Genomic DNA, 20,246 nt, shown 5'->3' on the forward strand with positions numbered 1-20,246 from the left:
ATCTTTGTATAATACCACACATAGTAGAAATTAACAAACCATGATGCAGCTGTCTAGAAATAAGATAAACCTCATCGGGGGGGGGGGGAGAGAAGGAAATGCTGAAGCCGTGGCTGATCGAAATTCAACATCATTTGCTGCCTAATTTGGAGATTCATAGCGAAGATCCCTTTGAACCGATTGTTGTTCATGTGTACCCGAAGCCATGGCGGCTTGTAGGATCTGGGAATTATGCAGCAGTTCTGATGCATCCTGGTTATCCCGATGTCGTTGTTAAAGTATATGCACCCGGCAGACCTGGCATCGAAGAAGAGACAGAAGTGTATAAACGGATAGGAAAGCACCCGGCATTCTCAGAATGCTTGCATGCAGGAGAGAACTTTTTGGTGCTGCGCCGCTTAACGGGAGTAACGTTATACAACTGTTTGCAGCGCGGGCTTGCGATACCGCGGCAAGTTATCACAGATATCGATCAAGCGCTTGACTACGCAGCGAGTCGCGGCTTGAATCCGCATGATGTTCATGGGAAAAATGTGATGATGCTGGATGGACGAGGGCTTGTCGTCGATGTGTCTGATTTCATGAAAAGCGAATATTGTTCCATGTGGGATGATTTGAAGAATGCTTATGACCGTTTCTATTATCCTTGGGTACGCGGGATGCGCATCCCCGGATTTGCCTTGAATGTGGTTAGAAAAAGCTACCGCAAATGGAAGAGGTTTCGCAGGGCTCGCGGCACCAGTCGTTCCGTGTAGGAGCAACAATTCTATATACGAGGAAGGTATGACTATGAGAGTTCATGAATTTATTATTGGACGGGACTTGCAGCGCAGTGATTTGTCCGAGATTTCAGCGAAATCATCTCATTTTATTTCGGATATTACGATAGATTTTGAGCTTGAGCTTGAGCATAAATCGTTTCACGTGGATGTGAAAAGCTTGCTCGGCATGCTTCTTGTGCCAATCAAGGCAGGTACGTCCATCCGTTTGTTGACGAGAGGCAAAGATGAGGAAGAGGCGATGCACTTCATATTTGCGCTCTTCGAATCGTATCGATGAAAGGCATATGACACAATATTTGACCTTAAAAGCACAAGATTGGATAGAGATTGTACATTCAAAAAGGGATAAAATGAGTTTGTGAAGCTTATTGTACACCATTTAGGAATGATACAGAAGAAGCTGAATTAAGGTCGACATTGAAGGAGTGTGCAGGATGAGCAAATATCGCGTCGTCGTCGTAGGCTGCGGCAGCATGGCAAGAGTATGGGTTGAATATATGTTGAAGCGTGAAGACAGCGTCATTACAGCGCTGGTAGATATCAAGACGGAATTCGCACAAGCGATGGCGGATCGCTACGGCTTAACTTGCGGCATATACACGAACTTGGAGCAGGCGATTCAAGAAACCAAAGCCAATCTTGTGCTGGACATCACTATTCCTGATAGCCATTTCCAAGTGTGCACAACCGCTATGCGTTTAGGCTGCAATGTTTTCGGAGAGAAGCCGATGGCAGCAACCATGGCGGAAGCGCGAGAAATAGTACAGCTGGCGGAGCGAACGGGGAATTCACTCTCCGTTATGCAAAACCGCCGCTATCTGGCGAATATCCGCGCCATGCGGGACCTCATTACGGCGGGTACGATTGGCCGTGTTGGATATGTAGGCGCCGATTTCTTCATCGGCGCCCATTTCGGTGGCTTCCGCGATGCGATGGACAGTCCGCTTATTCTAGACATGGCGATCCATACGTTCGATCAGGCGCGGTTTATAACAGGGGCAGACCCCGTGTCGGTGTACTGCCAGGAATTCAACCCGCCCGGCTCCTGGTATGCGGGCAATGCCTCGGCGATCTGCATCTATGAGATGTCAGACGGCTCTGTGTTCTGCTACCGCGGCTCCTGGTGCGCAGAAGGTATGCCGACCTCTTGGGAGTCGGCGTGGCGCGTAACAGGCGAGCAGGGCTCCGTCATGTGGGACGGAGAAAGCGCTCCTTACGCCGAGATCGTCACCGCCGGAGATCAAACGGGCAAATTCATCCGCGATTGTACGAGAGTGGAAGCGGATGTGAACTGGACTGGCAGCAGCGGCCATGCCGGCTGCTTGGATGAGATGTTTTTGGCGCTGGAGCAAGGCCGCCCGGCCGAGACGGACTGCCGTGACAACATCAAGAGTATGGCGATGGTACTGGGCGCTATTGAAAGCGCCAAACTTGCTCAAAAGGTTGATTTGCGGAATTACTGGCGATAAGCGGCAACCCAGCTGCACCAAAATGGAGCTGTCCCAAATATCAAGTTTGGGGTTTAAGCTTAGATAGTGTGAAGAGGATTACTTTGCAGCTTCATGCGGGATTTTTGTGGGTTTCTAGTTTGGTTGGGACTTAACGGAAAACCTGCGAAAGTGCAGGAATTTGCGGGCGGACGGGGTTAAAAAGCGGGAATGCCTGCAATTGTGCAGGCATTTTCAGTAAATCCAGCCTATCAGCCAGAATAAGCCTCAAAAAGATGCACAAACGCAGGAATTGCATGATTGGGGCTATTCCAAGCCTCCAAAAGATGCACAATTGCAGGAATTTTCATGATTGAGGTCATAAAGATGCACAATTGCAGGAATTTCATGATTGAGGTCCAAAAGATGCACAATTCGGGGGTATACCAGTATAGCTGGAGCAGGACAACATCAAGCCAATGAGCAAGGTGACGGAAAACGAGCGCCATAATGAGCCTTGACGGCGGTTTTCTTGCACATTCAAAAAGGAGCTGCCCTCAAGTAGGTTTACCTACTTATAGGACAACTCCTTTTTGTATTTTCATCTGCAAATCAAAGGCCGATTTAGTGAATATCTTTCTTCTTGAATCTTCCGCCCTTGACATCATGGATGTTCCCGATAGCCAGGAATGCTCTCGGATCCAGTTCGTCAACGATGGATTTTAATTTGGCTTCTTCAAGGCGGGTGATGACGCTGAAGATTACTTTTTTGTCATCGCCGGTAAAAGCGCCTTCGCCTTTCAGGTAGGTAACGCCGCGGCCCAAACGGTACGTGATGGCTTCTCCGATGGTTTCGTACTCATCGCTGATAATCCACACGGATTTGGATTGATCCAGCCCTTCAATGACGATATCAATCATTTTGAAGGCGATGAAGTAAGCAATCAGCGAGTACATGGCATGATCCCAGCCAAATACGAAGCCTGCGCTTCCTAGGATGAAGAAGTTGAAGAACATGACGATTTCACCAACAGAGAATGGCGACTTTTTGCTGATCAAGATCGCGACAATTTCTGTTCCATCCAAGGAACCGCCTGATCGAATGACAAGCCCGACACCAATACCTAAGATGATACCTCCGAAAACAGCTGCTAATAAGGGATCAATTGTAATGGCTTGAACGGGGTGCAGCAAGTAAGTGCCAACCGACATCAGTATGACCGAAAATAAGGTGGATAAGGCGAATGTTTTACCGATTTGTTTGTAGCCCAAAAGCAAGAATGGCAAGTTCAGCAAAATTAAAAATATACCTAGCGGGAAATGCGTTAAATGAGCGAGGATAATGGATATCCCGACAATTCCGCCGTCGATGATGTTGTTGGGGACCAGGAAAATTTCCAGTCCAACCGATACTAAGCCAGATCCGAGAATCATGAATAGGATTCTTCGCAGAAATTTGGAGCGAGTTAATTTGCGATGTTGGGAGCTTGCGTGTTCTGCTCCAGCTAATGTGTTTGACATGTAGGTTCCTCTTTCCCTAATTCAATTCTTTTTCTAGGTCGAAAAATAATGAATGAGGCCCGTATAACCCGAAACGAATTTGAGAAAGGCGAGGAGTATTTCTTTTAGTCGCAGCCATATTTTGGATAAGATATAAACAATAAAAATGACAAAAATGGTAATATGATATTGGGCGAAAAAATCATTCAGCCATCGAATTTTATCGATATGCTGGAAAAATGTTTTTTTGGTTAGTGAATGTTCTTGTATGCTCAAGACTTGAGTCGTATTCGCCAGCACAAGTATCTCGTTATCTGATGAGAAATGATGGGAAATCGGTGGTGTCAACGGAAAAATAAATAAGCCGAGGATGATCCATACCAAGATTTGCCACTGATACTTTCGTAGAAAAAGACGCAAGGAGTATCCCCTCCTGATCCTAACTTTGAACCAAATTTGCTTGAATTGTAGCATTTCAACTTGTCAGAGTCAAACCTTGCAGAAGGTTTTTGCACTCTTGACCGTTCTTTATTTCATCGCTTGACCTTAACGTAAGGTTAAGGTTTATCGTTAGGAAATAACAAAGGAGGTCATGAAGATGTCAAGAGAAACTGAAATCTATCAAGATAATACGCATACGTACGATGAATTAATCAGCAAGCAGCCACCTCTAGATAAGGTAATCAATGAGATAAGACCTTATTATCAATTAGATGTTGTAGATCTGGGAGCAGGAACGGGAAGATTCGCTTTATTTCTGGTGGAGCAAGTCAATTCACTTCTGTGCTTGGATAATGCGAAGCCCATGTTGGCCGTATTAGAAGAAAAGCTGAGCCAAACCGCGTATACGAACTGGCAAACGATGGTTTCAGACCACAGAGAGCTGCCGATTGCAGATAACAGCAAGGACTTGGTTCTAGCGGGTTGGACGTTATGTTATTTAGCTAGCTCGAGTCTGGATAATTGGGAGCACAATTTGGAGCAAATGATGGCGGAGATGACAAGAATTCTTCGTCCGGATGGCACTATCATCATCTTTGAAACGTTGGGTACTGCCGTTATAAGTCCAACTAAACATGATTATTTAAGTTCTTATTATGATCTGTTGGAAAGCAAATATGGATTTGAACATTCGTTTATTCGTACTGACTATGCCTTCCATGATCTGGAAGAAGCTGTTCAGCTTACTTCGTACTTCTTCGGGGAGGAAATAGCAGGGCGAGTAGCAGAAAACGGTTGGCATATCGTACCAGAATTTGCCGGTATTTGGGTTAAACATAAGGGGCTGGAAGTAAAAATGGACTAATCATTTTTTTGAGAGGAATTTGTGTTAGCAATCACCAAATAATATCGTAACAACGTATAATAGACAAATTCATAAGAGTATAGTCCAATTGAACTATAGCCATACTTAAGATTCCGTTTATTCATCACATTAATGGTCCAGCAGCTGTAGGGGGAGATTGCTTGTATGTGGACTTTCATACAAAAAAATACGTGGTTTCGCTATGTGATTGCTGGCATGGTCTCTTTTGGATTATTCCTAGGATTATATCACATCATTACGGTTGAAGGGGCAGATAACAATCCGCGGTTCATGATGATCCGGTTGGAAGACATCGGACCTGGCGGTTATTATAGTACGCTCGAAGGCATCGGCAAGTTGAGAGCTGTTCTCTCCTACTTAAATGAGCAGAACGTGCATTACAGTCTGGCTGTCATCCCAAGGTGGAAGAATATCATGCCTGATGGCACCCGGTATGATCGCTCGATAGATCAGTTGGATAACAGCTACATTCAGTCGTTTGACAAGGTTCTTCGAGAAGCCGCTCAGTCCAACGGCACAATCGGCATGCACGGTTATACGCACCAAGTCGGGGACGAGCGCCGTGAGGATGGACATCAAGCTTCTGGCATTGGCAACGAGTTTAATGTTCCTGATGTTCCGGAAACGATGACGGCTGCATTCGCGCTGAACCGAGTCAAGGAAGGGCTGTCGCGCTTCCAAGCTGCCGGATTTATGCCTCATTTCTGGGAAGCGCCTCATTATCACACAACACCGGAACAGGATAAGGTATTCCGTTCTTATTTTGGGCTTCAGTATCAGCCGGATACCAGTATCAACTCGAATCCGCCGTTCGCGCAATATGAGAATGTGCTCAATACGAGCAATGGAATTCCGTCTTTTGGTAATGTATATGTGCCTACTACGCTTTCTTATATCCCGAGCGGTAAGGATGAGAAATTTATCTTGAATCAGTTAGGCAAAATGGAGCGAATTAATTCTTTTTTCTATCATCCATTTTTGGAATTTAGTCATTTGGAACCTGTCTTGGATGAATGGGGAAGTCCAGTTGTCAAAGACGGAATTCCCGCTTATCAGTACATGCATGATAACAAAAGTGTCTTGCAAAAGTTGATCACGCAACTGCATCAAAAGGGCTATCCATTTTACTCGATTCACGATTATATTCCTTTTACGCCTGCTCAGCGACTGAAAATAGGAAGTGCGAAGTCTACGCTGGTTCAGGTCGGTCATGTAACTGGAAGAAGCGAGGCTGATATTGTATCTTGGGATAAGAAAACCGGCAATATCGCGGTAACGCAGGGGAAATTCTCAGCTATCCGCAATGAAAGCCAACCAGCACCGCAGACAGCCGCTACGATTCCTTATGTCGATGGCTCGGCTTTTGCCTTAAACAGTCGCGACAATCAGCATAAAGAAGGACTCTGGGTGGTCACACCAACGGGGAAGCTTGAAGCGTACTCATCATTGGCCAATGGATTTACGAAAAAGCAAAGCTGGAAAATTCCTGCCAACCGTTGGTATGATCTATATGAGCTGCGCCAGCCAAATGGGGATTGTATCCTTGCTGGACAGTCTATAGACCGCAGTCAGCTTCTTGGCGTCTACGTGCACGGGAATGAAGTGAAGCCTATTAAGCCATACACGTTCCGAACCAGCTCTTCCCGGGATCTAATCGTTAGAAATGTCAAGAATCAAAATCGGCAAAGTCTATTATTATTTAAAGAAAATACGTCGCAAGGCGTGGAGTTTGAGCTGGATAAAACAGCAATGCAGTGGAATCTAAACAAAGTGTTCTTAGATATTCCTGAAGAGCTTGGCAATATCCGATTTGGTGATTTTAACGGCGATGGCAAAGAAGATATTTTACGCTATGATGCGAAAAATATGACCAGCCGCGTGTACCAAGGAACAACGGAGAATGAGTATCAACTGCTGTCCGTGTTTGGACCGTGGGGCAAAGCGAATGGACGTATAGTTGTCGCGGATTTCGATGGCAACGGGAAAGACGATATTGCCAGGTATCCCAGCGATGATGCTTTTCTCGATGTTGCGTTGTCGTTTCAAAGTCAGAATGCCAAGGAATAGGATTTTCAAGCGGGAAGGGCACTCAGTCAGGGAGGAAGAAAGTGAGAGCACCGATTTTGTATGGGTCCGTCCATGTGTTATTTTATCGGGACGAAGAGGTTTTATTGTTAAAACGGCAAAACACCGGCTTTCAAGACGGGATGTGGAGTGTTGTGGCCGGCCGTATGGATGGCAATGAAGAGGTTGTATCAGCTGCGATCAGGGAAGCCAAAGAAGAAGCAGGCGTGGTCATCCAACCAACGGAGATTGAGGTCATCGGCGTTATGCACCGAAAAAACACATCTTCCGAATGGGTGGATTTCTTCCTAATCGCTCATCGCTGGCAAGGAGAAATAAGGAATGAAGAGCCTGAAAAATGTGAGCAGTTGAAGTGGTTTCCTGTGAATGAGCTGCCAAGTGAGATGATTCCTTACATTCGAATTGCTCTGGAGAAGGAATCGCGAGGCGTTTGGTTTGAGAGTATAGGGTGGTAATAGAGCTATTTGCGATGAAAAGGACTGCATCCGTGCAGTTCTTTTCTCATTTCATTCGGACCAGGCGGACTGCGACTGCATACAGTGATAAAGATGATCCTATTTGGTGAAGGTGATAACGTGCGTAATGTGGTCGGCATTCTTCTGGATCGAAAGACGTACTTAGGTATTCCCAGTCAGCAAACTGGCTATGAACGCATCGATCTTTACAATAAAGCAGCTAAGAAACTAGGGATGACGCCCTTTTACATGTGTTTGCCGCAGATAAGCGGGAAGTCCTCGCTAGGTTTCCTCTATGAGAATAAAAAATATCGGCTGGTTCGAATGTCGCTGCCCAAAGTAACGCATAATCGTGCTATGTCGCTGACGTCTTATTTGACAAAAAAGTTATCTATGCTTTCAAGAAGCAGCAAGGTGTTCAACGAGCAAAATCGATACGATAAACTGCGCATTTACAAGCTGCTCGAAGCACAAGAGTCTGTCAGAGCGTATTTGCCTCTCTCGATGGCTTACTCCCCCAAACGGCTAGTGAAGGCGATGAGTCACTACTCATCTCTGTTCATTAAGCCGACGAATAGCAGTATTGGCAAAGGCGTTATTCAACTAACACGCAAAGACGATGAGAATTGGCAGCTTTGTTGGAGCAATAAAAAGCCAGCAGTAGTCAGCGAGACGAAGGCGATCGCTTTTATTCGTGAGAAGGTGGGCTCCCAAAGGTATATGATTCAAAAAGCGATTGCTCTTGCCAAGTATCGTGGAAGACCTTATGATCTTCGGGTGTCGGTCCAGCGCGGAGACGAAGGGAAATGGCAAGTGAACGGCATTGCAGGAAAAGTAGCCGCAGCAGGACGTCACGTCACGAACTTGGCTAAAGGAGGAGCAGCGAGACATTGTGAGGATTTATTTCGAAGCAGCGGATTCGATCCGACTCGGATGAAGAAATCCATTGAACAAGCTTCGCTTCTTATAGTAGAAAGCTTAGCGCGGCGAATTCCTCAAGTGGCTGATGTGGGCCTAGACATTGGTGTTGACGAACAAGGCCGTATCGGATTAATTGAGGTCAATTGCAGGGATCAGAGGTATGAATTTAAAGAGCTGAAAATGAATGAATCATTTTATAAAACGTATGAAACCCCTATGAAATATGCCAAATATCTTCTGAAGAAACGACATTGAGGAAGATCAGCCCTAAGACATTAGGGCTTCTACATAGAAACTTGAGAAATGGGGCGTACCCCTATTTTAATTAGCTTATTCATCTAGGTCACAAGATGCCTGACGCGAATATACTTAACTATGGCGTTGTAAAGGTGGTATTTGATAGTGAAAAGAGTATTAGTGATAAAAATGAATTTATTGCCCTGGTACAATGAGCTGGATGATTATTTAGAAATCGAGCATCCGGCGTTCCCAGAGCTTGTCCGTGAACGGATTACGAAGTTTGGCCTTTATACGATTATTAGCATCAGCCGTTATGAAACTCGGTTAAGAGAGGAAAGCTCTGAATCTTAATAAGAGGCTGTCTCCTAAGTGAGACAGCCTTACCTATTTGGATTGCTTAGAATAGGCCCGATATTCTTTGTACCATTGAAACAGCCAAACGGCTAAGGTGAAGCAGAACCCGCTTGCCAAATAGCCGCCAAATATATCACTAGGATAATGCACGCCTAGGTAAATTCTACTTGTCCCAATACAGAGAATCATAAAGCTGCTTAGGACGATTAAGCTGATTCTGCCTGTGCGGGAAGCAATATGACGCCAGAGGAGAAAGGCAAGTGAAGAGTAGAGCGCAAAGGCTGCCATCGAGTGTCCGCTCGGGAAACTATAGCCGGTTTCTTCGATAAGCCGATGAAGATCTGGTCTTTGCCGAACAAAATAGTGCTTAAGCAGTTGATTGATAATGCCGGTCGCGCTCATCATAACCAGAAGGAAAATCAGTTCCAACCGGTGATGAAGCACAAAGTACAGGAAAAGAGCGGCCGCAAGTGTAATGACGACCACCATCGTAGTAGAGCCGATGAAGGTAAAAATTTTCATAAACGATGTAATTCCCGGAGATTCTAAACCTTGAATGAATGAGATGATGGATTGATCGAACTGGGCGATCCAATGTCCTTTGATCATAGATGCAACTAAGATGAAGCAGCAAAGCGATAACAGGCTAAGCAGAAGGACAATTGTAAATTTTAGTTTTGGGCTCATGTTTGTTCACCTATCCATATGTTTATTTACAATAATTTAACATATCAATAGTATAACATTCCCAAGCTTCATTCAAATTGTGTTGGAATTTGGAAATATTATTTTAAAGATGAAACCTCTCGATCTGCTGCCATTGATTTTCAATTTGCATAATTTTCTTCTGTACAGGCCCAAACAAGTCATAGTGCGGATAGGAGGGGCTGTGATGAATATACTGCGGGTTAAGCCCGCGAGAAAGACACCACTTTGTCAATTTATCTAAATCCGCGCAACCCACTTTGGTAACGGTCCGGATATCTGGAAAACGAGCATCTTGCCAATAATGGGTTAGGAATGCAATGTCGCCGCGGCTTACAGCAGCTTTCCAGGCTTGTAGTTCTTCTCTTTTTATGCCGAATGCCATAGGGGATTCCTTCCTTACGCAATTTTATCAATATAAAAGGCTTAGAATAAACAAAAGTGTGTTATAATTATACAATAACCAACAAAAAGAGGCAGGAAATGACCTGCTTTTTTTTATTTTCAAAATGAATTTCGCTTTTGTATTGCTTCATACGTATGAAAACAAGTAAAATAGAAGAGAAGCATTTCTATGTACGATGTTTAGCCGACTAGTGGATTGAATCCTTTTCAATGAAAAGAACCTTGCAAACTCAACAAGTTCAATACCCACAAGAAAATAAACGGTTTAATGGAAAAGGGGCATTTAAAGGTGAACGTTCATTTGAATTTTACGAACAAAGGCAAATTGGTGATTGAAAATTTTAATAATGAGGAACTTATTGAAATTTTCAGCCGATACATCAACACGTTGACGAAGAAATATGCGGTTGATATCAAAGTACCTGTAGATGCAAATCAGAATATTGTAGAGGATGGCTCTTTTAAGGTTGTTCTATCCAATGTACAATGTGATGTTGAAACTTTTTTCAAAGAACTCGGCAGAGATATTAAAGTGCCTTTGAAGAAAAGGACAGACGGTAAACTGGAGAACGTGTTTAAAATTCAAGTGGTTGAGTAAGTTACGGAGGCTTGTATGCTTAGTTTGGAAGAGAAATTAGCAATCGTGGAATCATTCCCCGAGCTGCAGCGCAAGGATGTTTCACTGGGACGTATTAATTTTCATTATGAAGACAGCGTATATGATAAGAAGTCGGTTGTTTATCATCTGCATCCTAATGGAAATGGCTATGTTTATGCCGAATTTATTAAAGGCTACACAACGGATAATAAGGGTTTAGTCAATATTCGGGATTTCAACGAGGAGGAGCTGCGCTCCATTATCGAGAAATCGATCCTTTCTTTATCAGGAAATTCTTCCAAGAAAGCAGTCCAATCTGATCCGGTGACGGAAGAGAAATGGGTGGATGAAGATGGCCACCAGCTTGCCGTTACATTCGTTGAGGATTTATGGTATGTCTATGCCGGAAGCAACTTGGATTGTGCTTTTGAAACCTATGAAGAGGTAGAAGAGTACATGGAAGAAGAAGGATTTGCCAAAAAATAAACCGCAGCCACAATAGGAGAACCTCATCATCAGATGAGGTTTCTTTCTTATGTAACGACAAGCTATAGCTGACTAATCAGGGTGGCGTAGTGCTCAAATAACGGATTGTGCTATAATAAATGGAAAATGCCAGCTAAGTCTACTAGAGAGTATCGGAGGATGTCATGAAATTTCGACCTTGCATCGATTTACATAATGGGAAAGTGAAACAAATCGTAGGTGAGTCGCTAGGTACGGAGGGCAAAGAGGTCATTGAGAACTTCGTATCTTCGTATGATTCAACCTATTACGCCGAGATGTTCAAACAGGATCGCTTAACAGGCGGCCATGTGATTATGTTAGGTGGGGGGAACAAAGAAGAAGCCGTGGCTGCGCTGCAAGCTTATTCAGGCGGCTTGCAAATTGGCGGTGGTATTACTGCTGAGAATGCGAGCGAATACTTGGAGCATGGCGCGTCCCATGTGGTAGTAACCTCGTATATCTTCCGTGACGGTCAGCTTCATCAGGATCACCTGCACAAGATTGTTTCGGAAGTTGGGAAGAATAGATTAGTGATTGATCTCAGCTGCAAAGAGAAAGACGGCAAATGGTTTGTCGCTACGAATCAATGGAAGCAATTAAGTGACTTTGAAGTCAATGAGCAATCCATTCGTTATTTGGAGCAGTTTTGTGACGAGTTTCTCATTCATGCTGTCGATGTAGAAGGCAAACAAAGCGGTATCCAGCAAAGTCTGGTCAGTTCTTTGGCGCAGTGGGTAACCATTCCTACCACGTATGCTGGCGGAGCCCGCTCTTTTGCAGATATAGAGCTGTTCCAAGGATTATCGCAAAGCAAGCTGGATATCACGATCGGCAGCGCATTGGACATATTTGGCGGCAAGCTTTCTTACAAAGAAGTTGTAACGTATATGAATGAGCTTGCCACTAGAAAGTAATCAGGCCCAAAGTAGCGGATGCTCTAAAGCTTAGAGTGTCGGCTGCTTTTTTGGCAAGAGGGGAAGTACAGATCATGAGTCTTTGGCAAAGACTTTATTATGCGGGCATGGTGCTAACCCTGTTATTAGCAGTTCTGGGAGAGTTAATCTGGCTGCCTGATCCTATGCGAATCGGAACGAGCATTTATTGGATTGATCTCATTGATTTACTGATCTATGTGTTGGCTTTGGTGCCGTGTCTCTGGCTGGCTGCTGCGCTCTTGCAGCTTGCCTCAAATAAACGGACATGGGTGCGAATCAGATGCCTCGCAATCGCTATTGCCGCACTTGCTAGTATAGCTATTTTGCTGACGATTCCGAAACGAATTGAGTATTCGGCAACTGTTTTCGTCTTAACCTTGCTGCTTGTTTTTGTAGATTTGATCTTCCATGAGCGGTCGTATCGTAAGCTGCCTATCCAAAGTATTGTAGGGTTTATTGCTACGTTATGTCTGCTTGTCGTGTTGTTCTGGCCTACGAAATATTTGGTGACGTATCCAGGCTTGACGCTTAACATGAACCGATACGCACAAGCGCCAAGCGGACATACGCATGGAGAGATTTCCGGAGTTCTTGTGTTTGAACGTCCGGCTTTCCCGATTGACTGGCTGTATGCGAAGCTTTTTCCTAAGTATTCGTTTGAAGTCGAGGATTTGGGTATGTCACTGGGGGAATACAATGAAGAAGTTCGCATCATGAAGGCGGACGCGAATACGGCCGGAAGTGCAGTTGCTTTTCAGAAGGTAGGTATGGGCAAGGGAATAACATCGCATGGCGTTCGAGTTACCGCTATCGTGAAGGACAGTCCGGCCTTGAATGTGCTGCAGCCAAGCGATGTGATCGTGCAAGTCAGCGGAAAGGCCGTTACGATGATCCAAGAACTGACGGATGTCATGAAAACGACAAAACCAGGTGCTTCTGTTTCCGTTACGGTGCTGCGCGGCGGGCAAACGACCGCGCTTTCGGTGAATACGCGGGCTAATCCGGATGATCCCAGTCGAGCTGCTTTTGGCATCCAAGTTGCGAATGAGCTGGAATATGATGTTCCGGAAACGGTGAATTACCACAACTATTTATTGCACGAAGGCGGTCCCTCACATGGGGCTATGCTGGCTCTTACGCTCATTGATCAACTTACCCCTTGTGGTGTTACTTATGGACATCATGTCGCAGGCACTGGTACTATAGAACCTGATGGTTCAATCGGCCCTGTGGGTGGATTAGAGCAGAAAGCCTATACGGTAAGCCGTACAGACGCTGACGTTTTCTTCGTGCCGGCTTCGAATGAATCCGAGGCGAGAAAAGGCGCGGACAACTTATTGATTGTACCTGTACAAACCCTGGATGATGTCTTAAATTGGCTGAAAAGCCATCCGAAAACGGCAAGCAGCGCTTCTTGTTCTTAATCTCTTGCCGCTTCATAAAGCTTGCGTGCAATTCGTTTGGGATCGTATTGGACGGTCGACATATGATCGCCATTCGTTTGAATGAGTCGAAACAAGCCCAAACGGCTAGACATATGCGGATGCCAGCCATAATCGGGACTGCCCAAAGGCAAGACCGTGTCATCGGTTAGGAATAGATAGCTTCTTGGTACGGTCAAACTGTAAAATTTCTTCAGGTCCAGCTTCTCATAGAAAGGTCCTGCCGGTTCGGGAGTAATGGCTTTGTACAGATGCTGGACCTGCTCCAAGCTTGCCAAGTTGGCGAAGGATTCTCTATACAGCGGAAACGGAAGCATAATGGTATTGTCCTTCGAGCTTTTGCGGAGCTGATCAAACACGGTTCTAACCGCTGGGGGAAACTCATCCGCGAGCATTTCTCCGTCTTTCAGAACAAAGGCGTTAAGGAAAACGAGCCGTTTCAAACGATCGGGTACCCGCTGCGCCACCGTTTGCACGAGCGACCCTCCGAAGCTATGTCCGACAAGAATGATGTTTTGCAGCTGATTAGATACGATATAGTCAGCAATGGATTTGGTTATCATCGCATGTGTAACAGCTTTGTTAGGGTCTGCCCCATGTCCTGGATATTCAGGCACATAGACGGTATGGCCTTTTTTGCGCAGCTCAGCAGCGAGTCCCGCCCAGAAGCTGGCATCCGCCCAGGAGCCGTGGATGAGTACAAAAGTAAGCGGCTGCTCGCGTTCACGAAAGTCGAACTCATCGTCGGCAGCCCAAGGGGCTGGTGTTCGAAAAGGCCAACTCGAAGTTGGGTAAGGCGATTGCCCTGGTTGAGGAAACGGCCAAGCTTGAGGCTGAAAGTCAAAGTTGCGAAACATAGTGAACTTCCTTTCAAATAAGATGTAACACTATATGCCCAGCTTTTGTTATTTGCTCCTAGAAACAGAAAAGACGTCCGAGTTGGACGTCAACGTTAGTGCACACGTCCAGTGAAGTTGTCACCTTTACGTGCGGCAGGCAGGTGGATCGTTTTTACATGTTCACTATGAATAATTGACTTCCCGGTTGCTGTATGAACTTCCAAAAATGGATGTTCAGACGGAGACAGAACGCCGATCTTGTTCGGATTTTCACCGAGATCAAAGACAACAAACATATTCTCAAGCTTCTTCAACTGCTGCTCAAAAGTTCGTGAGAAGGTAACTTGCGCGGGTTGTACAAGAAAATGTTCTAATTTCATGGCGTAGGGTGTTGTATTAGGGTGATAAGGAACGACATATTTCACATGCCTCATGGATATAAAAATCGTATGGAAAATCGGAGAATGAAAGGCAAAATAATCATTCATGATATGGGTTAAATAGCCATGTACACTTTGGTTGCCTGTAATATAGACCTCAACGAAAACTCCTTTGGCGCTCATGAGCATCTTGCGATAGGAAATGGCGGAGGATTCGAGATCAAACGGATATTCCGTAGGAGGATCTATGAATTTGCTTGGATTCGGATTGAGCCGAACATATTGCAAATGGATCGTTGGAATATAGTAAAAATTCAATTCGTCATAAATAACAATAAGATCACTGCTAACCTCCAGTAAAACTCCTCTAATAGGCTTCTGTCCCCCGGAAAAGGTAAGCTCTACTTGTTTATCTATCATCGTATTCAATGTTTCCATAGTTTCATTCCTCCTCTCAATCTAGTAGAAAGTCTAAACTGTATGAAGTGTAAGTAAAAACCCCAAAAGGCGCGTTGGTTGCCGAAGCAATCAACGCGCCTGCGACGAGATTGGGATTATTCGATATAGGAGGAACTTATCGCGTGCGATATTTTTTTAATAATAGTTTGATAGCTACGATTTGAGCTGCTGTGGCTTTATTGCTTTTGTTGGACTTATTGGATTTATTGGATTTGTTGCCACCGCTGTTGTTTTTATTGATCGCATTGATGCTTTTGATATGGAAGATAGGAATTCGAACGATTTCATTGTTAACGACAAGCAACAAGTTGTTATCCCAAGTTTCTACGACGACACCTTCGATTTTCTCAGGGCCACCCCGATTGATTTGGACAAAAGTATATTTGAATTGAGACAAAACACCTTCAAAGTTGTGAGCTTGATCAACACGTGCAGTAGTTTTATAAGATCTGCTTACGTTGCCATTCGTTGCGCTAAGGCTTTTGATGTGTTGCAATTGGATGTAAACCGTTGTGCCATCTTTCAATTGAAGGACGAGGTAATCGTGATGAACAACGACTAATCTACCGACGATGGAATCAGGACCTCCCCGATTGACTTTAACCTCAGTACCAATCAGTGTACCCAAATAGTTTAAACTCATTTTGTCATTTCCCCTCTCAGGATTGTTTATTGTTTGTACTCTCTAATAAGCAGCAGTTACTAGTGTCTGTTCACCTCCTATACGTTTGTCATTGCTGCTCATTTGTAATATAAGTATATGTATCCTTGAAAGATTGGTACTAGATTTCAATCTATTTTCGAGCTGATTGAGAGACATTCCACATTGAACTAGAGTGCATTGGAATGCATTATTCTAATTATTTTTGTTTATATCAACCAATGTCTCTATCCGATTTAAGCCTCCTATCATAGACTACACTATTAAACTATAAGGAGGTTTTTCATATGTTGGTTAGTGTTTCTAACAAATGTGATTGTGACAAAACAAAAGGGAACCGAACGCAAGGCGGCAAATCGAAAGGGAACAAAACACAAGGTCAAAGGTCAAAAGGCAACAAATCCGAGTACCACAAAACACAAGGCCAGAAAAGCAGAGGCAACAAATCCAATAAATCCAATAAATCTAACAAATCAGGCAATCACAAAACTCAAGGCGGCAAATCTCACGGAGATAAATCACGAGGGAACAAAAGCCGTGGCAATTGTTCTTAATCTCGAATAAATTAGTGTAGGTTGAAAGTCTATCTCCTGTAGATAGGCTTTTTATTATGTAGAAAAGGCGGTGTAGAATGATACCGACTCGACATCTCGTAATCCCGGAAAAGCTGCTCAAAAAGTTGAATGCAGATATATGGAGCAAGCAATTCGTGAACGGAGTCCTAATTTCCAGAGGAAACCGCGGCGCGATTAAAGTTCGCTATCGAGGTGGACATACGCGCGACTACACGAAGAAATCATACGAAATTGTGAGCAGGGGAAAGACCTACCATCTCAATGCGGAATATGACGATCCTTCTATGATTCGGAATGCGCTCTCATTTCGTTTTTTTCAAAAAATTGGGGTGCCAAGTCCACACACCAAGCATGTGCATTTGAAGCTTAATGGCGTGAGTCAAGGGATTTATTTGGAAATTGAGGCCGTCGACAAGCATTTCTTTCAATTGAGAAAGATAGGCGCGCAATCACTCTTTTATGCTGTGGATGATGAAGCTAACTTCGAAGCTATTCATCCTGAAACGAAGAAAATGAAAAGCTCCATGCTAGCAGGATATGAACAAGTTATGGGTGTCAGCAGCGAGAAAAAAGCGCTAAGTACATTCATTGCCCAAATAAATAAATTATCTGGCAAGCCTTTAGCCGACTATTTGCGAACTCATTTGGATGTTGATAATTATTTACGCTGGTTGGCTGGCGCTGTCTTTACGGGAAACTTTGACGGATTTGATCAAAACTACGCTATTTACAGGCATAAAGCAACGAAGCTGTATCGAATCATTCCATGGGATTATGAAGGTACATGGGGAAGAAACTGTTACGGCAAAGTTTGCGGAAGCGACTTAGTTCGAGTCAATGGATATAACGGACTTAGTGAGAAGGTGTTGGGGTTCAGAAGCGGGAGAATTCGATATAAACAAATATTAAATCATATTTTACGTTCTTCCTTTACTTGGAAGCGTATCTCTCCGATAGTCGAACATTTGCATGGGAATATTGCCCCCTATATGCGAGAGGACACGAATCGCAAATGGCCTTATTCCGAGTTCAAAGATGAACCTGATTTGATAAGAAATTATGTGAAGGAACGGAGATCAATTATTAAACAAGAAATGGAGAAATTATAACCCAGCCAGATGCTCACAGCATGTGGTTTTTTTGTGTCTCTTTATTCGAGCTGTTAAGACAATAGTGGAAAATTGAAAGGATGAGGGTACCTGTTTATAGCAAACTACATAGAGGTTCCGTATACATACTGTATCAGTATCTACTAATGATAGATGGTAGTAGATGGTAGAAGGGAGGGAGTGACAATGGTCGTTCTTTTCATCATTTTGTTGGCTGGAATTCTATTATTTTTCGTCGTTAAACCGCCGTATACCGAGTATGAAGCAGAAGAAGCTTATGAGCATGCAGCTGCACCTGATTTATCTATGTCAGACATTGCGTACATTAAGAGAATGGATGCCTGATTCATTGCTGTGTGAATGAAATGCGATAATTTCTCTGGAATTGGGGTGAAAAATTCATGATTGGTTCCGCAACGGTATCCCTTACGATTGCTGCATTTGTAATGACGGTTATACTCATTCTATGGCGCCCTAAGGAGATTAATGAGGCGATTCCGGCCACAGGAGGGGCCATTCTTGTCCTTTTGAGCGGAAGTGTTTCTTTGACAGATTTACTCAAAATAACAAATACAATCAGTGATGCGGCAATCACTATTATGGCCACCATCGTTATGGCGATTGTTTTAGAGAGCTTTGGATTCTTTCAATGGGCTGCCGAAGGACTGATGGCCCGTGCCAAAGGTTCTGGCATTCGCTTATTCTGGTATGTTAACTTACTTTGCTTTCTGATGACCTTATTTTTTAATAATGACGGCAGTATTATGATAACAACACCGATTCTAATCATCGTTCTCCAAAATTTAGGCTTGAAAAACCATCAAAAAATACCGTATCTACTCTCAGGTGCCCTGATTGCTACCGCTTCAAGCGCACCGATCGGCGTCAGCAATATTGTTAATCTTATCGCACTCAAAATTGTTGGCATGGATTTGTACATGCATACGTTAATGATGTTTATCCCGTCTACACTCGGCTTGCTGTTTTTCTTGCTTCTCTTGTTCCTCTGCTTCTATCGCACTCTTCCCAAAAAACTGCCAAGGATGGGTCCTGGCAAACATCCATTGCATGTCAAATCTCCAAATCTTCTCCCCGTTGCCAAAAATAGAACGAGATTCATGACCAATATCTTACTATTTGTTTTCATGGTGCGTGTGAGTCTATTCGCAGCCTCATATTTAGGTATACCGGTTAGCATTGTAGCGGTTTCAGGTTCCTCTGTTCTACTGCTGTGGCGTTGGTTGTATTTGAGAATATCCCCCGCTGATATGCTAAAGAAGACGCCTTGGCACATACTCATCTTCGCCTTTGGAATGTATGTCATTATTTATGGGTTAAACAATATCGGTCTTGCGGAAATGCTTGTCCGTTATTTAAAACCATTGGCTTCCGGCGATATGCTAAATAGCAGTTTGTTAATGGGTGGACTCGTCACGGTAATGTCAACCCTTGTTAATAATCATCCAGCTCTGATGATCGGTACTATTACCTTAACAGGAATGGCGTTAGATCCACTTACTCTCAAAGTAACTTATTTGGCAAGCGTTGTGGGTAGTGATCTAGGGTCATTATTGCTTCCAATTGGTACGCTGGCTTCCCTGATCTGGCTTCATATTCTGAAAGAAAACAAAGTGAAAGTGAGCTGGAAGGAATATTGCAAAGTTACGTTTATAACAATTCCTCCTGCTTTGATTTTTACGCTTGTGTGTCTTGCATTTTGGGTTAGCTGGCTCTATTAAAAAGGTTGGTCAAAAAGGAGGTTTTCAATCATGATGATTTTCAATCTGTATATTGGCAAATTGGTGCATATTGAATTACTTGGAGATCGCGATAAAATGGGCTATTTAATTGATGCAGGGTCGGATATCATCGTCATTTACATGGATAAGAAATATGTGTACCTACCAATCACACATATCAAAAATATTGAGCTAAATACAGAAGACAATGCGAATCAGGATGCACCACCCGATCCGATTAGTCAAACAGGCCACATCAATTTTGTTGGCGTACTGCATAATGCAGTTGATAGATTTGTAGAAATTTATTTGTCTGATCATCAAACATTACACGGATACGTGAAATATATTGCGCAAGATTATTTGGTTTTCTATTCGGCACTTTATCCAAAGCTGTATATTCCCATCATTCATATCAAATGGATTAGTCCCTATGAATCTCATCAAACGCCATATTCCATGAACCAAAAGAATTGGACAACAGATACTGCGGATTCTTCGTTAGACACACTTCCTCCTACATTCGGACAAGTATTGAAAGGGTTAGAAGGAGAAATGATTTGCTTGGATGCTGGATTACATGCGAGTCAAATCGGATTGCTTGAGAAAATGAATGATTCTTTCATAGAACTCGTAACAGCTGATGAAAATAAGCTGCACTTCAACGTACAGCACATTAGAAACTGTATTTCTTTTGTGAAGTGACAAGCAGTGTATTGAAAAAGCCAATTACCGACTCTACATCGGTCATTGGCTTTCTTTTTGTCCAGCTCACACTTTATGGTAAGATGAAAGTGATTT

At 43.7% G+C, this 20,246-nt stretch carries 24 protein-coding genes; 17 read left to right on the forward strand and 7 right to left on the reverse strand.

Annotation, left to right across the window (positions count from 1 at the left end; all coding sequences use genetic code 11):
• The first annotated feature begins 98 nt into the window (after positions 1 to 98).
• The 3 genes from BC351_RS13745 (at position 99) to BC351_RS13755 (ending at position 2,251) form a co-directional block, all read left to right on the forward strand.
• Positions 99 to 755: a serine/threonine-protein kinase gene (locus tag BC351_RS13745; protein ID WP_079412884.1), complete on the forward strand. Its 657-nt coding sequence runs from the start codon at positions 99 to 101 to the stop codon at positions 753 to 755.
• Positions 756 to 789: 34 nt separating this feature from the next.
• The gene (locus BC351_RS13750; RefSeq protein WP_144028386.1) at positions 790 to 1,059 is read left to right on the forward strand and encodes an HPr family phosphocarrier protein; all 270 of its coding nucleotides are present in this window, start codon (positions 790 to 792) and stop codon (positions 1,057 to 1,059) included.
• Between the two features lie 157 nt (positions 1,060 to 1,216).
• Entirely contained in the window at positions 1,217 to 2,251 is a 1,035-nt protein-coding gene (locus BC351_RS13755) for a Gfo/Idh/MocA family protein (RefSeq protein WP_079412888.1), read from the forward strand.
• A gap of 582 nt (positions 2,252 to 2,833) precedes the next feature.
• Here the strand turns inward: BC351_RS13755 and BC351_RS13765 are convergent.
• Positions 2,834 to 3,730, reverse strand: coding sequence for a YitT family protein (locus BC351_RS13765; protein WP_079412892.1), 897 nt, complete (start codon positions 3,728 to 3,730; stop codon positions 2,834 to 2,836).
• Between the two features lie 33 nt (positions 3,731 to 3,763).
• The gene (locus BC351_RS13770; protein ID WP_079412894.1) at positions 3,764 to 4,129 is read right to left on the reverse strand and encodes a hypothetical protein; all 366 of its coding nucleotides are present in this window, start codon (positions 4,127 to 4,129) and stop codon (positions 3,764 to 3,766) included.
• Between the two features lie 178 nt (positions 4,130 to 4,307).
• Between BC351_RS13770 and BC351_RS13775 the strand changes: the two genes are divergently transcribed.
• From BC351_RS13775 to BC351_RS13795, 5 genes are all read left to right on the forward strand, one after another.
• The gene (locus tag BC351_RS13775) at positions 4,308 to 5,015 is read left to right on the forward strand and encodes a class I SAM-dependent methyltransferase (protein ID WP_144028387.1); all 708 of its coding nucleotides are present in this window, start codon (positions 4,308 to 4,310) and stop codon (positions 5,013 to 5,015) included.
• A 165-nt stretch (positions 5,016 to 5,180) separates the two neighbouring features.
• Positions 5,181 to 7,103: a DUF2334 domain-containing protein gene (locus BC351_RS13780; RefSeq protein WP_079412898.1), complete on the forward strand. Its 1,923-nt coding sequence runs from the start codon at positions 5,181 to 5,183 to the stop codon at positions 7,101 to 7,103.
• Between the two features lie 41 nt (positions 7,104 to 7,144).
• Positions 7,145 to 7,576 (forward strand): NUDIX hydrolase, encoded by a 432-nt coding sequence (locus BC351_RS13785; RefSeq protein WP_079412900.1) that lies wholly within the window; start codon positions 7,145 to 7,147, stop codon positions 7,574 to 7,576.
• A 120-nt stretch (positions 7,577 to 7,696) separates the two neighbouring features.
• The gene (locus tag BC351_RS13790) at positions 7,697 to 8,752 is read left to right on the forward strand and encodes a YheC/YheD family protein (protein ID WP_158082079.1); all 1,056 of its coding nucleotides are present in this window, start codon (positions 7,697 to 7,699) and stop codon (positions 8,750 to 8,752) included.
• A gap of 147 nt (positions 8,753 to 8,899) precedes the next feature.
• Positions 8,900 to 9,088 carry a hypothetical protein gene (locus tag BC351_RS13795; RefSeq protein WP_079412904.1) on the forward strand — a complete coding sequence of 63 codons (189 nt, stop codon included), beginning with the start codon at positions 8,900 to 8,902 and terminating at the stop codon, positions 9,086 to 9,088.
• A 33-nt stretch (positions 9,089 to 9,121) separates the two neighbouring features.
• Here the strand turns inward: BC351_RS13795 and BC351_RS13800 are convergent, their stop codons facing one another.
• The gene (locus BC351_RS13800; RefSeq protein WP_079412906.1) at positions 9,122 to 9,778 is read right to left on the reverse strand and encodes a phosphatase PAP2 family protein; all 657 of its coding nucleotides are present in this window, start codon (positions 9,776 to 9,778) and stop codon (positions 9,122 to 9,124) included.
• A gap of 103 nt (positions 9,779 to 9,881) precedes the next feature.
• Positions 9,882 to 10,181, reverse strand: coding sequence for a hypothetical protein (locus tag BC351_RS13805; protein ID WP_079412908.1), 300 nt, complete (start codon positions 10,179 to 10,181; stop codon positions 9,882 to 9,884).
• A gap of 309 nt (positions 10,182 to 10,490) precedes the next feature.
• Here BC351_RS13805 and BC351_RS13810 point away from each other — a divergent pair, with 309 nt between their 5' ends.
• The 4 genes from BC351_RS13810 (at position 10,491) to BC351_RS13825 (ending at position 13,665) form a co-directional block, all read left to right on the forward strand.
• Positions 10,491 to 10,799: a hypothetical protein gene (locus tag BC351_RS13810; protein WP_079412910.1), complete on the forward strand. Its 309-nt coding sequence runs from the start codon at positions 10,491 to 10,493 to the stop codon at positions 10,797 to 10,799.
• Positions 10,800 to 10,814: 15 nt separating this feature from the next.
• A complete protein-coding gene (locus BC351_RS13815; RefSeq protein ID WP_079412912.1) occupies positions 10,815 to 11,285 on the forward strand; it encodes a hypothetical protein in 471 nt (156 codons plus the stop codon).
• Between the two features lie 164 nt (positions 11,286 to 11,449).
• Positions 11,450 to 12,220, forward strand: a complete 771-nt coding sequence (hisA, locus tag BC351_RS13820; protein WP_079412914.1) for a phosphoribosylformimino-5-aminoimidazole carboxamide ribotide isomerase — start codon at positions 11,450 to 11,452, stop codon at positions 12,218 to 12,220.
• 74 nt (positions 12,221 to 12,294) lie between these two features.
• Positions 12,295 to 13,665 (forward strand): PDZ domain-containing protein, encoded by a 1,371-nt coding sequence (locus BC351_RS13825; RefSeq protein WP_079412916.1) that lies wholly within the window; start codon positions 12,295 to 12,297, stop codon positions 13,663 to 13,665.
• On the opposite strand, the gene BC351_RS13830 is transcribed toward BC351_RS13825, so the two are convergent.
• The 3 genes from BC351_RS13830 to BC351_RS13840 form a co-directional block, all read right to left on the reverse strand.
• Positions 13,662 to 14,540, reverse strand: a complete 879-nt coding sequence (locus BC351_RS13830; protein WP_079412918.1) for an alpha/beta fold hydrolase — start codon at positions 14,538 to 14,540, stop codon at positions 13,662 to 13,664. The two genes, BC351_RS13825 and BC351_RS13830, sit on opposite strands and share 4 nt — an antisense overlap.
• Before the next feature lie 95 nt (positions 14,541 to 14,635).
• Positions 14,636 to 15,340, reverse strand: coding sequence for a hypothetical protein (locus tag BC351_RS13835; RefSeq protein ID WP_079412920.1), 705 nt, complete (start codon positions 15,338 to 15,340; stop codon positions 14,636 to 14,638).
• Between the two features lie 136 nt (positions 15,341 to 15,476).
• Positions 15,477 to 16,004 carry a DUF2642 domain-containing protein gene (locus BC351_RS13840; RefSeq protein ID WP_079412922.1) on the reverse strand — a complete coding sequence of 176 codons (528 nt, stop codon included), beginning with the start codon at positions 16,002 to 16,004 and terminating at the stop codon, positions 15,477 to 15,479.
• Between the two features lie 305 nt (positions 16,005 to 16,309).
• Here BC351_RS13840 and BC351_RS13845 point away from each other — a divergent pair, with 305 nt between their 5' ends.
• From BC351_RS13845 to BC351_RS13860, 5 genes are all read left to right on the forward strand, one after another.
• On the forward strand, positions 16,310 to 16,576 hold the full coding sequence (locus BC351_RS13845; protein WP_079412924.1) for a hypothetical protein: 267 nt from the start codon (positions 16,310 to 16,312) through the stop codon (positions 16,574 to 16,576).
• Positions 16,577 to 16,653: 77 nt separating this feature from the next.
• Entirely contained in the window at positions 16,654 to 17,706 is a 1,053-nt protein-coding gene (locus BC351_RS13850) for a CotH kinase family protein (RefSeq protein WP_079412926.1), read from the forward strand.
• A gap of 186 nt (positions 17,707 to 17,892) precedes the next feature.
• A complete protein-coding gene (locus BC351_RS42235; RefSeq protein WP_158082080.1) occupies positions 17,893 to 18,051 on the forward strand; it encodes a hypothetical protein in 159 nt (52 codons plus the stop codon).
• Positions 18,052 to 18,107: 56 nt separating this feature from the next.
• Positions 18,108 to 19,445 (forward strand): arsenic transporter, encoded by a 1,338-nt coding sequence (locus BC351_RS13855; protein WP_079412928.1) that lies wholly within the window; start codon positions 18,108 to 18,110, stop codon positions 19,443 to 19,445.
• Between the two features lie 30 nt (positions 19,446 to 19,475).
• Positions 19,476 to 20,150 (forward strand): hypothetical protein, encoded by a 675-nt coding sequence (locus tag BC351_RS13860; protein ID WP_079412930.1) that lies wholly within the window; start codon positions 19,476 to 19,478, stop codon positions 20,148 to 20,150.
• Positions 20,151 to 20,246 lie beyond the last annotated feature (96 nt).

Source organism: Paenibacillus ferrarius (genome assembly GCF_002027705.1).
Lineage (GTDB): Bacteria > Bacillota > Bacilli > Paenibacillales > NBRC-103111 > Paenibacillus_E > Paenibacillus_E ferrarius.

Coding starts and splice junctions, on each gene's coding strand:
- BC351_RS13745 (WP_079412884.1), top strand. CDS start 99: ATGCTGAAGCCGTGGCTGATCGAAATTCAACATCATTTGCTGCCTAAT.
- BC351_RS13805 (WP_079412908.1), bottom strand. CDS start 10,181: ATGGCATTCGGCATAAAAAGAGAAGAACTACAAGCCTGGAAAGCTGCT.
- BC351_RS13800 (WP_079412906.1), bottom strand. CDS start 9,778: ATGAGCCCAAAACTAAAATTTACAATTGTCCTTCTGCTTAGCCTGTTA.
- BC351_RS13850 (WP_079412926.1), top strand. CDS start 16,654: ATGATACCGACTCGACATCTCGTAATCCCGGAAAAGCTGCTCAAAAAG.
- BC351_RS13835 (WP_079412920.1), bottom strand. CDS start 15,340: ATGGAAACATTGAATACGATGATAGATAAACAAGTAGAGCTTACCTTT.
- BC351_RS13855 (WP_079412928.1), top strand. CDS start 18,108: ATGATTGGTTCCGCAACGGTATCCCTTACGATTGCTGCATTTGTAATG.
- BC351_RS42235 (WP_158082080.1), top strand. CDS start 17,893: ATGGTCGTTCTTTTCATCATTTTGTTGGCTGGAATTCTATTATTTTTC.
- BC351_RS13840 (WP_079412922.1), bottom strand. CDS start 16,004: ATGAGTTTAAACTATTTGGGTACACTGATTGGTACTGAGGTTAAAGTC.
- BC351_RS13815 (WP_079412912.1), top strand. CDS start 10,815: ATGCTTAGTTTGGAAGAGAAATTAGCAATCGTGGAATCATTCCCCGAG.
- hisA (WP_079412914.1), top strand. CDS start 11,450: ATGAAATTTCGACCTTGCATCGATTTACATAATGGGAAAGTGAAACAA.
- BC351_RS13830 (WP_079412918.1), bottom strand. CDS start 14,540: ATGTTTCGCAACTTTGACTTTCAGCCTCAAGCTTGGCCGTTTCCTCAA.
- BC351_RS13750 (WP_144028386.1), top strand. CDS start 790: ATGAGAGTTCATGAATTTATTATTGGACGGGACTTGCAGCGCAGTGAT.
- BC351_RS13860 (WP_079412930.1), top strand. CDS start 19,476: ATGATGATTTTCAATCTGTATATTGGCAAATTGGTGCATATTGAATTA.
- BC351_RS13765 (WP_079412892.1), bottom strand. CDS start 3,730: ATGTCAAACACATTAGCTGGAGCAGAACACGCAAGCTCCCAACATCGC.
- BC351_RS13825 (WP_079412916.1), top strand. CDS start 12,295: ATGAGTCTTTGGCAAAGACTTTATTATGCGGGCATGGTGCTAACCCTG.
- BC351_RS13845 (WP_079412924.1), top strand. CDS start 16,310: ATGTTGGTTAGTGTTTCTAACAAATGTGATTGTGACAAAACAAAAGGG.
- BC351_RS13780 (WP_079412898.1), top strand. CDS start 5,181: ATGTGGACTTTCATACAAAAAAATACGTGGTTTCGCTATGTGATTGCT.
- BC351_RS13755 (WP_079412888.1), top strand. CDS start 1,217: ATGAGCAAATATCGCGTCGTCGTCGTAGGCTGCGGCAGCATGGCAAGA.
- BC351_RS13775 (WP_144028387.1), top strand. CDS start 4,308: ATGTCAAGAGAAACTGAAATCTATCAAGATAATACGCATACGTACGAT.